Origin of the sequence: Pseudalkalibacillus sp. Hm43, from assembly GCF_051842935.1 — a bacterium.
Taxonomy (GTDB): Bacteria; Bacillota; Bacilli; order Bacillales; family Fictibacillaceae; genus Pseudalkalibacillus.
This window is the reverse complement of sequence record NZ_JBPXRR010000001.1, coordinates 1,119,059-1,132,301: the sequence shown is the minus strand read 5'-3', so window position 1 is coordinate 1,132,301 and position 13,243 is coordinate 1,119,059. Positions and strand designations below refer to the sequence as shown.

Sequence of the window (13,243 nt, the reverse complement as noted above, 5' to 3'; positions counted from 1 at the left end):
TCCGTCTTACTTATATTCTTCACCCCATTATAGCATATTTTTTCACGATGAATGCAGGGGCTAATATAAGAGGATGAACAACTTGTAGCTGCTTTTATCCAAGGGCGTTCTCGTCTACATTGTGGCTCTTGTATGAAGCCCTAAAAGGAAAAGACTGACCCAAAAAATAAAGTGTCAGGCACCTCCAATCGAACGGAATGGTCCAATCGGAGAGAGTCAGACACTTAAGGGTCAGCCCCGTGTTCACTTACTCTTCCAAATCCCCTAACAAGAAATTCGGATCGAGGTCTTCAAATTCTTCATCATCGACTTCATCTTCCCAGCTGTCGTCCTCAAGCTCTTCGATGACCCCATCCTGGTTCACTTGTACCCACACTTTTGTCTCGCCGATGACTTCAGCAATGAATTCACGCTCAACTTGGACGAGAATCTTGTTCCCATTTGGTGAAATGGTTGCTTCTAATGTATTCGGTTCCTGCAATGCCCTAGCGCTCACTTCAGTATGTTTGCCGAGTGAATTCTCATCTCTTTTCGTGAGGTTACACGTATCTTTATACTTGATCGTCTCTGTTACGACCTCTGTTTTCGTATTGTTATTGTAGGAGTACCAAACATTGATATCATAGCTTCCTTCTACGTCTACAGAGTTCCCGTTTTCTACAGGTTTGTAGTTGTGATTGATGATCCAGCAACCGAGGATGCTGGAAGGTCTGTGAGCAGGTGTGACCGTGTGGGTGGCCTGTGAAAACTTCCGACCTTTGCCGCAAACCGCTTTCGTAATAATCTCTCTATAGCTGTTATCGTTTTTGGCCATGTGACTAAATCCCTCCTCTTCCAATCTTCAATTCATCCTATGCAGGGCGAATGTCTAGTGTGCCTAAAATTTTTATAAACTCGTTCATAATGTCCCGTTAGTTCAGTCTATGAAATTCTTACAGAATTATTTTATCTTTTTTTCTACTTTTTCAAAGTTCGTACGGTACGTGAAATTAGTGTACGAGGATAGATTTGAGTTTAACTGATGTAAATTTGGATCGGCTATTTCGTGCATACGACTGAATCTGGGTAACGTCATGCCCTTGGGCGTTTTTTTTACTATGAAAATCGGACATAAGAAAAGGACTGTCCCTGTCGTTCTCGATTTAGGAGAACGTCAAGACAGCCCTTATACAATATAGATTAAAATCGGTTATGCTTGACCGCTGATCCTGTCATGCCTTTCAGCTGGTCACCTTCCGTTTCACGGATGATTTCATCGGTCACCGTGTTCGAAATCGTAGATGTGACGAGTTGTAGGAGGTCGTTCACATCCGTTTGTGATTGCTTGAATTCTTGTACAATCGGAATGGAATCGACTTCTTTATGAAGGTTTTCAAGCTTTTCTTCTACCTTCTTCAACGCTTCATGCTTTTGATAATGTTGAAGATTTACAGCTTCCTGCTGATACATTTTGATCTTACCGATCAATTTCTGTACTTTATCGTTTTCATTGATTTTCTCTTCGGCACGCTTGAAGAAATCGACTTCTTCTGTAGAAGAAATCATCTTCGCTAGCTCTTCTGCCTTTTTGATGACTTGATCTCTTGTATATTCTGCCATTATTGATTCACCTCAACTGTTTTTACGAGCTCACCATTCAAGCTCCATGTCTTTGCTTCATGTATTTTTACATTGACCAGTTCACCGATCATCGATTTTGGAGCACGGAAATGGACGACTTTATTCGTGCGGGTATGTCCAGTCAACACTTCAGGGTTTTTCTTGCTCTCCCCTTCGACGAGCACTTCGACCACTTCGCCTTCCAATGCTTTATTCTTTTTCAAGAAAATCTCGTTCATGACTTCATTCAATCGATGAAGTCGTTCCTTCTTCACTTCCATCGGCACGTTATCTTGCATCTTAGCTGCTGGAGTACCGTCTCTCGGCGAATAGATGAAAGTGAACGCCATGTCATATTCGACTTCTTTTACAAGAGAAAGTGTCTCTTCGAATTGTTCTTCCGTCTCGTTCGGGAAGCCGACAATGATATCCGTCGTGAAGACGGCATTCGGAATCTTCGCTTTGATTTTATCAACAAGATCCAAATAATGCTCGCGTGAATACTTCCGCGCCATCAGCTTCAATACGTCGGAACTTCCATGCTGGACTGGAAGGTGGATATGCTCAACCAGATTGCCGCCTTTCGCCAGGACGTCGATCAGGTGATCATCAAAGTCTCTCGGGTGGCTCGTCGTAAAGCGTACGCGAGGAATATCGATCTTGCGGATCTCATCCATCAGATCCCCAAGTCCATAGTCCGTATCTTCAAAATCCTTGCCATATGCATTGACGTTCTGACCGAGTAGCGTAATTTCCTTGTAGCCGTTCCGTGCAAGATGGCGGACTTCTTCTATAATATCTTCCGGACGTCGGCTTCGCTCTTTTCCTCGCGTGTACGGCACGATGCAATAGGTGCAGAACTTATCGCAACCGTACATGATGTTGACCCAACCTTTGATATTCCCTTTACGCACTCTTGGAAGGTTTTCGACGATGTCCCCTTCCTTCGACCAAACCTCGATGACCATCTCTTTTCCAAAAATCGCATTCTTGATTAACTGAGGAAGTCGATGGATATTATGTGTACCGAAGATCAAATCGATATGCTGATGCTTTTGCAGAATCTTATTGACGACGGATTCTTCCTGGGACATACATCCGCATACACCGATTATCAATCCCGGTTTTTCCACTTTCAAGGATTTCAAGTGACCGATTTCACCGAACACCTTGTTTTCTGCATTTTCACGGATGGCACATGTATTCAATAGGATGACATCGGCATCGTCTGTGTCGGTTGTCGATTCGAACCCCATATCTGATAGGATCCCCGCCATGACTTCCGTATCATGTTCGTTCATTTGACAGCCATATGTACGGATCAAGAACTTCTTCCCTACACCGATGTTTTTCAAATCGTCATCAATTCCAAAGTCTTTATGGAATTGGATCTTTTCTTTTCCTCTTCTTTTCGCATCTTTTAAAGAAGGAGGCTGATACGTCGTTTGAAAGTATTTGGAGTAGTCTTTTTCTTTCGTTTTCAAACTGTTCACTCCCAACTGCTATGCTGAATCAATTCGCTAACGTGCGAAGTGCCCGTTTAAACATTCATGTTTGTTGATATATAACTCATTTATTATAACAAATCCAGGGTGAAATGACCATAAAACGTCGTATCTTACTCCTCATAGAGATGATGATCTCCGACTATAAAAAAAGAGAAGGCATCCGCCTTCTCTCATTACATCTTTACTTGATGATGTTCAGTTCCTTACCTGCTTTTTCGAAAGCGTCAAGTGCATCTTGAAGCTCTTCTTTCGAGTGTTGAGCAGTTACAATCGTACGCACACGCGCAGACCCTTTTGCAACAGTCGGGAAGCCGATGCCTTGTGCAAACACACCGTAATCGAACAGCTTATCGGATAGTTTGTGCGCAAGGGCAGCATCTCCTACAATCACTGGAGTAATTGGGGTTTCACTTTTACCTGTATCGAATCCAAGCTTGCTTAAGCCTTCTTTCAAGAAGTTGGCATTATCCCATAGCTTGTCGATCAATTCCGGTTCCTCTAATAGAACATCGATGGCTGCCGAGCATGCTGCTGTTACAGCCGGTGGATGTGAAGTACTGAAGAGGAAAGGACGTCCTTTATGGATCAAGTACTCACGCAAAGCTTGCGTACTCGCTACATAACCACCGAGGACACCAATCGCTTTACTTAAAGTACCTACCTGGATGTGGACACGTCCGTTCAGGTGGAAATGGTCGACAGACCCACGGCCATTGCGTCCAAGTACACCGCTGGAGTGAGCGTCATCTACCATGAGGATTGCATCGTACTTTTCACATAGTTCGACGATCTCCGGTAATGGTGCGATGTTACCGTCCATTGAGAAGACTCCGTCCGTTACGACAAGACGGACGCGATAGTCAGAAGACTCTTTCAATGCACGTTCGAGGTCTTCCACATCCACGTGCTTGTAAATTTTACGAGCCGCCTTCGTTAACCGGATTCCGTCAATGATGGATGCGTGATTCAGTTCATCTGAAATGACGACGTCTTCCTTTGTAAGGATGGAGGACAGGACACCTTGGTTCGTTGTAAAACCAGATTGGAAGACGAGGGAAGCTTCCGTATGTTTGAATTCAGCGAGCTTGCGTTCGAATTCTTCATGCATGCTGAGTGTACCAGCGATCGTACGGACCGATCCTGTTCCGACACCGTATTTCTCTACTGCATCTAAAGCAGCTTGTTTCATTCTAGGGTGATCAGTCAAACCAAGATAGTTGTTAGAGGACAACTGGATGACTTCTTTTCCTTTGATGACGACTTTCGAACCTTGTTCGGATTCTAATGGAATCAACTCTCGGAAAACACCTTCGGATCTCATTTCATCTAATTCGTTTTGAAGATATTCAAAACCTTTCACAGTACATTCCTCCTATCAAATTAATGTTTCTAGTTTTTACAGCTGAATTTAAGGTTTAAGGACAACTTTTCCACATTTGCCTTCAAGCATGAGGTCGAAACCTTTTTCAAAATCTTCAAGTGCAAATTCATGTGTAATCATCTTCTGTACGTCGACTTGGCCTGATTCGAGCAATCCTGCAACTTGTCTCCACGTTTCAAACATTTTACGTCCGGTAATCCCTTGAACCGTAATTCCTTTGAAGACGACGTCATTTGTAAGATCAACTTGAACCGGTTTGACAGGTAGACTGAGGATCGACATACGTCCACCGTTCGTCAACATTTTGAATCCTTGATCGATGGCGACGGGATGTCCAGACATTTCACAGACTACTTCGACGCCGTTTCCATCCGTCAAGTCCATTGCAACTTGGACAGGATCTTGTTCTTTCGAATTTACGATTGTCGTTGCGCCCATTTCTTTTGCGAGGTCCAAACGATAGTCGTTCAAGTCATACGCAATGACTTTTGAAGCGCCCGCTGCTTTCGCGACGCCAACCGCCATCAAGCCGATTGGACCACAGCCGATGATGGAGACGGTTTTACCCGCTACATCTCCAGCGAGAACTGTATGTACCGCATTTCCCATCGGTTCTTGGACAGATCCGACTGACATTGGCATCTCTGGGTCGTTGATCCATAGATTTTTAGCAGGCAACGCCACGTATTCTGCAAAACATCCATCGATATCGACACCGATGATTTTCGTGTTACGGCAAATGTGGGCATTCCCTGTCAAACATTGTGGACACTCTCCACAAACGATATGAGTTTCAGCTGATACTGAGTCCCCGATCGTCACATTGGTAACGTTTTCACCGATTTCCACAACTTCACCAGCAAATTCATGACCGAATACGTAAGGTGGATTGACACGGCTTGCAGACCATTCGTCCCAAGCGTAAATATGTACATCCGTTCCACAGATCGATGTCGCCTTCACCTTGATCAACACTTCGTCTTCTTTTATTTGAGGGATGTCCACCATCTCTAGTCTAGCGCCTTTGTCACGATGGTGTTTTACAATCGCTTTCATTTTTCCTTGCAAGATGAACACTCCTTTAAAGTTCACAATAAGTTTCCCTTGAAAATTGTATCACGACAATATTCAAGAGTAAAGATGTGTCCTCCTGACATGAACACGTGCGCATCCATGCTGGATGTGTGCCTAATATTCATTTTCTGCTTACTACCTTAAACTATACCTAAAAACGGCGACAATTCAAAATAAGACACCCAGACTCTTTCGGGGTGCGATCTTGTCAATTTTGTGTTTTCGGGGTGCGAATGAGCCTTTTGCGGGGTGCGATTTCGTCATTTCTCCGACTTCGGAGTGCGTAAGAGCCTCTTGCGGGGTGTGATTCCGTCATTTCTCCGACTTCGGGGTACGAATGAGCCTCTTGCGGGGGGCGATTCCGTCATTTCTCCGACTTCGGGGTGCGTAAGAGCGCCGACCCGAGGAATAACGAAAAAACCTCATCCGAATTGGATGAGGTTGATGATGCTCTTATTTTACATGAATTCCGAAATCAGCTCTTCGAATTGCTTTTCGTCAATTGAGAGATCCGCTTTCGAAAGTGATGAATCACTGTATCCATGTGCAAGATCTTGATATGATTTCTTGTCCGTATTTTGATAGATCAAGCCTTTAACCAGACCGTTATTCTCCATCAATGTCTGCATCGCAACCATTCTGTTGTTCGCATCATAATTTTCGATATCGGAAAGGCTGACAAGATTTTCTTTAAACCAATCATATGTGTTCACTTTGTTGTATGTGACACATGGGCTGAATACGTTGATCAGTGAGAAACCTTTATGTTGGATCCCCTGTTCGATCAATGAAGTCAACTCCTTCAAGTCACTGGAAAAGCTTTGTGCAACAAATGTCGCTCCAGCAGTCAAAGCGGTCTCCATGATGGAGATGGATGATTCAACTGAACCTTCCGGCGTACTCTTCGTCTTGAATCCAAACTCGGAACGAGGCGAGGTTTGACCTTTCGTCAATCCGTAGATTTGGTTATCCATGACGATGTAAGTGACATCGATGTTACGACGGATTGCATGGATGGTATGACCCATACCGATCGCAAATCCATCACCGTCACCACCAGATGCGATGACCGTCAAATCACGGTTCGCCATCTTCACACCTTGCGCAATCGGAAGGGAACGTCCATGGATGCCGTGGAACCCGTAAGAATTGATATATCCAGAAATACGCCCGGAGCATCCGATTCCAGAAACGACGGCCAAGTCTTCAGGCTCAAGACCGATATTCGCTGCAGCACGTTGAATTGCAGCTTGTACAGAGAAATCTCCGCAGCCTGGGCACCAGTTCGGTTTTACTTGGTTACGAAAGTCTTTGAATGTTGCCATCTTATAACAGCTCCTTGCATTTTGCGTAAATTTCTGAAGGCAAGAATGGGTTGCCGTTGTATTTCAATACGTTGTTGATTTTTTCAAGGTTTCCAATGTTCATTTTCATGATGTTCGCCAATTGACCAGTCGAGTTGTTTTCAACGACAACGACTTTCTTAGCAGAATCGACTAGTTCTTTCATCTCTTCGGCAGGGAATGGATGAATCAGACGAATATGAGCATGGTTCACCTTGACGCCATCCTCTTCAAGACGTGGCATCATTTCTTCGATCGCCCCTCTTGTCGAGTTGAATCCAACAACGAGGACATCCGCTTCATCATGCTTCGCATTTGTATAGATCGGTGTATTGAACTTCAAGTTGTTCAATTTACGGTTACGCTTATCCATCTGCGCTTGACGGTTTGCAGCCACTTCTGACGGCTTACCAGTCTGGTCGTGCTCAACACCTGTCACATGGTAGATACCATTCTTCGCACCTGGAAGGACACGAGGTGACACGCCATCTTCCGTCACTTCATAACGCTTGAAATATTCCTTCGCTTCGAGCTCAGGCAGTTCATTCGTTTCAAGCTTACCGCGACGAATTTCCGTTTTACCATGTTCCAATGGCTGTACGGTCTGCTTACCGAGTGAAAGCTGCAAGTCAGACAATAAGATGACTGGACATTGATATTCTTCAGCAATGTTAAGTGCTTCTACTGCATCGTAAAAAGCTTCTTCTGCTGTACTTGGCGCCATAACGACTTTCGGAATTTCACCATGTGTACCATAGATCATCGCCATCAAGTCGGATTGCTCCTGCTTTGTCGGAAGACCAGTCGATGGACCACCACGCTGGGTATCAACGATGACAAGCGGTGTTTCGGTAATACCGGAAAGACCGATTGCCTCCATCATGAGGGAAAGCCCTGGACCAGCAGATGCTGTAATCGTACGGACTCCTGCATAGTTAGCGCCGATCGCCATTGTCGCTGCAGCAATTTCATCTTCTGTTTGGATGACCGTTCCGCCATATTTCGGAAGATGCTTGATCATATACTCCATGATTTCAGATGCAGGTGTAATCGGGTAGGCAGACATGAATCGTACCCCACCGACTAAGAATCCTAAGGAAATTGCATCGTTTCCGATCATGAACATACGCTTTTTGCCGTCTGCTTTTTCAAGCTGAAGACGCTCGATCGGACCGCCTGCTTGTTCATTGAAATATTCTGCACCCTGTCTAAGCGCTTCCATGTTCTTTTCTACAACTTTTTCACCTTTACGACCATATACTTCCTGGACAATTTCACGGTACTCTTCTGTTGATTGCCCGAGAATAGCACTTGTTGCTCCGATGGCAACCATATTTTTCATCAATGATGTACCTAATTCATTTGCAATTTCAGTAAATGGAACAGCGAATAATTTGGCTTTACAATCTTCTGGAGCAGTCGGATTAAATTTGGAGTCTGCGATGATGATGCCTTCATTATGTAACTCGTGATAGTTCACATCGATCGTTTCTTGGTCGAACGCAACCAAAATATCCAAGTCATCAGAAACTGCACCAATTTCTTTTGTGGAAACGCGAATCTTGTTGTTCGTGTGACCACCTTTAATTCGAGAAGAAAAGTGGCGGTAAGTATAGAGGTAATAACCTAAACGGTTTTGAGCAAGTGAAAATACTTCACCAGTACTGTCAATTCCTTCTCCTTGTTGACCGCCAACTTTCCATGAAAGTTGATCTACCATTCAAAACTCCACCCCTTCTAATGTTCCAGTCCTTTTTGATTAATCCAAATCGATGGTAATATGTAATAACCCTCTAAAATTTGGGAAGAAAAATGGTTTATAACGCTTACAATAATAGACCTATCCCTATTAAAATGCAAGTAGTCTACTGAAAATTCTTCCATCAATCCGACTATTCCAAATTTACTAAAAAGTAATTCTTTCAACGAAATTTTCATAACAAAAGCCTCTTACTTCTTCTTCTGAAAAGTGTTTCTGAAGTTCGTTGATGAGCAGGTCGTAGCCGAAATAGGAATCCAGTCCTTTGACTGTTTCCGATATGCCGTCAAAGTCCGATCCGAATCCGATGTTGCGAACACCACCAAATGATGCGACATAATCGATGTGCTTGATGATCTCCTTGATATGAACAGGGGATCTTTCGCTCAAAAAGTATGGAACGAATGTGATACCCATCATCGCATCTTTTTTAATGAGGGCTTGGATCTGGTGGTCATTCAGGTTCCTAGGATGGTCGCATAACACCTTCACATTGGAATGGGAAGCGATGACCCGATCGGTCAATTCCATCACATCCCAGAATCCCGCTTCTGTCAAATGCGAAACATCAGTCCATACCTTCTCAGCATCCAGCATTTTGACTGCTTCAATCCCGAGGTTCGATAAACCTGCTTGTCTCTCTTCAAGGACACCGTCTGCCAGATCATTGGCATAATTCCAGGTCAATCCAACGGATCGGACACCCAGACGGAGCAATGTTTGAAGACGGGTAAGGTCGTTCGCAACAGGGCCGCAACCTTCCAACGTCAGCATGACTCCGATCTCATTTTCTTCCAATCGATCGATTTCCTCTTTTGTCCTGACAGCTTTAATGTCAGGATAAGGTTTCACGACTTTCTCATAAAAGAGGTCGATCATATCGAGAGCTGCTTGAAAACGAGCATCCCCAACAATATCATCTGGAACGAATACCGCAAAACATTGTATCTTGGCTCCAGCTGCTTTCAATCCTTGATATGAAACTTGTAGATGATGAGAACTTTGAAAAGTGAGTTCTGGATTTCTCCACAGCTTCAATAATGCATCACAATGTGCGTCGAACACCTTCATTCCAACATGACCTCCTCAGAAACAGTTCCGTAAAAAACCGTTTCAGCTTACTAGTATAGTTAACTATGAGGTTTTTTAAACCATGAAAAAACCTGGTCCTCCTCAACAGGTGCCAAGTTTCCATTATCTATTATTTCGTTTCGAACATGCAAAAACCTGCTTGCTCTTGTGAACAAACAGGTCGAACGTTTCTTATCTCGGTTCTACAATCAACTTGATTGCCGTTCTCTCTTCTCCATCAATCAAGATATCTGTAAATGCAGGGATACAAATGAGGTCAACTCCACTGGGTGCTACAAATCCTCTGGCGATCGCTACAGCTTTCACTGCTTGGTTCAAGGCGCCGGCACCGATTGCCTGTATTTCGGCAGCTCCTCTTTCACGGAGGACTCCGGCTAAAGCGCCAGCTACAGAATTTGGATTGGACTTTGCTGAAACTTTTAATATTTCCATGATTTGTACCTCCTTATTGATATCCTACCACTTCTACTATATTCAGGATTTGAGCTTGTATTCCTCCTAAGTTACCAATTTGTAAAGAAAACTTGGTGAAGCCAAGCGTAAGCGCAGGTTGAACCTTAGTTGCGCTTATACTGTGAACTTAGCCTTTTCTACTACGTCGACACACTTCTTTTGTTGAAAAGGCATCCAACACAAGTGTAAAGAAAACTTGGTTGAGGCAAACGTTGGTGTTAAATAAAGCTCAGGAGTCGCGAGAAGTCAGTTGATTATAGCTTCCTGTAGTAAAATAGTAGCGAAAAGGAGCACGCTACTCAGTGAAAGGATGATCATCATTTATTTGGATTCTTCGAATCGATTTAGCTTGACCGGTCTCTTTATCCAAATCGATAACGACTCCACTTAACTGTTCCCGCCCATTTTCCACTTCAAACCTGACAGGCAGATTTGTCAGAAATTTTTTGAGAACCGCTTCCTTACTCATGCCGAGGATCCCATCGTATGGACCCGTCATGCCGACATCGGAGATATACGCAGTTCCTCCAGGCAGGACACGGTTATCGGAAGTCTGGACATGGGTATGCGTACCGACAACAGCAGAAACTCTTCCATCTAGGTACCAACCCATCGCTTGCTTTTCACTTGTAGCTTCTGCATGGAAATCCACGAAAATATACGGTGTACGACTCTTTACTTTTTCAATGATTTCATCCGCCTTCTGGAAGGGGCAATCGAGCGGCGGCATGAACGTTCGTCCTTGTAAATTGACGACTGCTACTTCAATATTGTTTATTTTTACAAAAGTATACCCTTGACCAGGTGTCCCTTCCGGAAAATTGGCGGGGCGTACCATTTGAGGTACATCGTCGATGAAATCGAAAATCTCCTTGTTATCCCATGTGTGATTTCCCATCGTAATCGCCTGCGCTCCCCATTGCTTCAGGTTGCGAGTTATCTTTTCTGTGATCCCACGACCATGTGCTGCGTTCTCCCCGTTCACGATTGTGAGTGTCGGATTGTATTTGTTTTTCAATTTAGATAAATAGGTTTCGACCATCGCACGACCAGGTGATCCTACGACATCTCCTACGAATAGAATTCTCATTCTCAAACTCCTTCTATATGTAATAATGAATAGCTTACCTTACTATGCCATTTTCCTTATCCTGTGTCCAATCTCTCGTTACTATGAACAGCATCACAAGTCTTGGTTGATCCATAAAAAATAAAGTGGCGGAAATCGCCACTTTATTTAGCATACTCGACTGCTCTCGTTTCCCGTATAACGGTGACTTTGATATGTCCTGGATAGTCGAGTTCTTCTTCAATTTTCTTCGTGATGTCTCTCGCCATACGATGGGATGCAATGTCATCCACCATGTCTGGGCGAACCATGATACGAATCTCACGACCAGCTTGAATGGCAAAGGACTTCTCAACGCCCTCGAAGGACTCTGAAATCTCTTCAAGCTTTTCGAGTCGCTTGATATACGTCTCAAGTGTTTCTCTACGTGCACCTGGTCTTGCAGCAGACAAGGCATCTGCAGCAGCGACAAGTACAGCGATGATTGAAGTCGGTTCCGTATCTCCGTGATGGGATGCGATACTGTTGATAACCACCGGGTGCTCTTTATACTTCTCAGCGAGCTCGACTCCAATTTCGACGTGACTGCCTTCCACTTCATGGTCAATCGCTTTACCGATGTCATGAAGCAATCCAGCTCTGCGTGCGACTGTTACATCTTCACCCAGTTCAGCAGCCATAAGACCAGCTAAGTGAGCGACTTCCATGGAGTGTTTCAATACATTCTGACCATAACTTGTACGGTACTTCAATCGTCCCAATACTTTGATCAAGTCAGGATGCAATCCGTGTACACCCATTTCGAATGTCGTCTGTTCACCGATTTCTCGAATATACTCATCCACTTCTCTTCTGGATTTGTCCACCATTTCTTCAATACGTGCAGGATGGATTCGTCCATCTGAAACAAGTTTATCGAGAGCAATTCTTGCAATCTCTCGTCTGATTGGATCGAAGCCTGAAAGAATGACAGCTTCTGGTGTGTCATCAATAATCAAATCAATCCCCGTCAATGTTTCAAGGGTACGGATATTTCGTCCTTCACGACCGATGATTCTACCTTTCATCTCATCGTTCGGCAGGTTGACAACGGATACCGTCGTCTCCGCTACGTGGTCAGCAGCACAACGCTGGATGGCTAGGGATAGAATTTCCTTCGCCTTCTTATCTGCTTCTTCTTTCGCGCGAACTTCACGTTCTCTCATCATAGCTGCAAGCTCGTGGTCGATTTCCGACTGTGCTTGATCCATGATCATTTGCTTCGCTTCATCGCGTGAAACTCCAGATAATCTTTCGAGTTCCAGTTGCTGTTGCTGCAACACTTGCTCCACTTTGCTTTCCATCTCTTCGATTTGTTGTTGTTTTTTGGTGAGAGAATCCTCCCTTTTTTCTAATGATTCCTCTTTTTTGTCCAAGGTTTCACTTTTACGGTCAAGGACCTCTTCTTTTTGAACCAAGCGATGTTCTTGTTTTTGAAGTTCAGTTCTGCGTTCACGAATTTCATTCTCTGCGTCTACTCGTTGCTTATGAATCTCATCTTTCGCTTCGAGCAGAGCTTCTTTTTTGCTAGCTTCAGCTTCACGTTTTCCATCTTCAATGATCTGCTTCGCTGCATGCTCGGCACTCGAAATTTTCGCTTCAGCAATGGATTTACGAACAAGATATCCAACAACTGCAAATACTACTGCAGAGACAAGCAAAATGGAGATGAGGACAAATATGTTATCCATACCTATCACCTCCTCTTGCTATCTGATTGTTGGTTGTAAAATTGAATAGTTTCTTAAAAGCTAGCTATTCACATACAGCGGTTTCATTGTTTAACAAATGTAAAAGTAATCAAACAATATACCCTAATTGTATAGTTGTCCAAATTCAATGTCAAGAGCTGTCAGAATGCTCGTACTTTACCAGCTCAAGGACTTTGAAACTCTTTTATATAACAAAAGATACCCGGGAAATCCC

General features: G+C 43.9%; 11 protein-coding genes. All 11 read right to left on the bottom strand.

Going from position 1 to position 13,243, the window contains the following annotated elements; translation table 11 throughout:
• Window positions 1-247: 247 nt before the first annotated feature.
• Window positions 248-814 (bottom strand): outer spore coat protein CotE, encoded by a 567-nt coding sequence (locus ACSVDE_RS05975; RefSeq protein WP_226550350.1) that lies wholly within the window; start codon window positions 812-814, stop codon window positions 248-250.
• Between the two features lie 365 nt (window positions 815-1,179).
• Complete coding sequence (locus tag ACSVDE_RS05970; protein ID WP_439300024.1) at window positions 1,180-1,599, bottom strand: RicAFT regulatory complex protein RicA family protein; 420 nt, start codon at window positions 1,597-1,599, stop codon at window positions 1,180-1,182.
• Window positions 1,599-3,098, bottom strand: a complete 1,500-nt coding sequence (gene miaB, locus ACSVDE_RS05965) for a tRNA (N6-isopentenyl adenosine(37)-C2)-methylthiotransferase MiaB (protein WP_439300023.1) — start codon at window positions 3,096-3,098, stop codon at window positions 1,599-1,601. The genes ACSVDE_RS05970 and miaB overlap by 1 nt, the downstream gene beginning before the upstream one ends.
• A 190-nt stretch (window positions 3,099-3,288) precedes the next feature.
• Window positions 3,289-4,467, bottom strand: a complete 1,179-nt coding sequence (locus ACSVDE_RS05960) for a glycine C-acetyltransferase (protein ID WP_439300022.1) — start codon at window positions 4,465-4,467, stop codon at window positions 3,289-3,291.
• Window positions 4,468-4,515: 48 nt separating this feature from the next.
• On the bottom strand, window positions 4,516-5,556 hold the full coding sequence (tdh, locus tag ACSVDE_RS05955) for an L-threonine 3-dehydrogenase (protein WP_439300021.1): 1,041 nt from the start codon (window positions 5,554-5,556) through the stop codon (window positions 4,516-4,518).
• A gap of 464 nt (window positions 5,557-6,020) precedes the next feature.
• Window positions 6,021-6,887 carry a 2-oxoacid:ferredoxin oxidoreductase subunit beta gene (locus tag ACSVDE_RS05950; protein ID WP_439300020.1) on the bottom strand — a complete coding sequence of 289 codons (867 nt, stop codon included), beginning with the start codon at window positions 6,885-6,887 and terminating at the stop codon, window positions 6,021-6,023.
• Between the two features lies 1 nt (window position 6,888).
• A complete protein-coding gene (locus tag ACSVDE_RS05945; protein ID WP_439300019.1) occupies window positions 6,889-8,625 on the bottom strand; it encodes a 2-oxoacid:acceptor oxidoreductase subunit alpha in 1,737 nt (578 codons plus the stop codon).
• Window positions 8,626-8,811: 186 nt separating this feature from the next.
• Window positions 8,812-9,735, bottom strand: a complete 924-nt coding sequence (locus tag ACSVDE_RS05940) for a dipeptidase (RefSeq protein ID WP_439300018.1) — start codon at window positions 9,733-9,735, stop codon at window positions 8,812-8,814.
• A gap of 192 nt (window positions 9,736-9,927) precedes the next feature.
• A complete protein-coding gene (spoVS, locus tag ACSVDE_RS05935; protein ID WP_003211281.1) occupies window positions 9,928-10,188 on the bottom strand; it encodes a stage V sporulation protein SpoVS in 261 nt (86 codons plus the stop codon).
• A 316-nt stretch (window positions 10,189-10,504) separates the two neighbouring features.
• Window positions 10,505-11,299 (bottom strand): TIGR00282 family metallophosphoesterase, encoded by a 795-nt coding sequence (locus ACSVDE_RS05930; protein WP_439300017.1) that lies wholly within the window; start codon window positions 11,297-11,299, stop codon window positions 10,505-10,507.
• Between the two features lie 143 nt (window positions 11,300-11,442).
• A complete protein-coding gene (rny, locus tag ACSVDE_RS05925; RefSeq protein ID WP_439300016.1) occupies window positions 11,443-13,008 on the bottom strand; it encodes a ribonuclease Y in 1,566 nt (521 codons plus the stop codon).
• Window positions 13,009-13,243 lie beyond the last annotated feature (235 nt).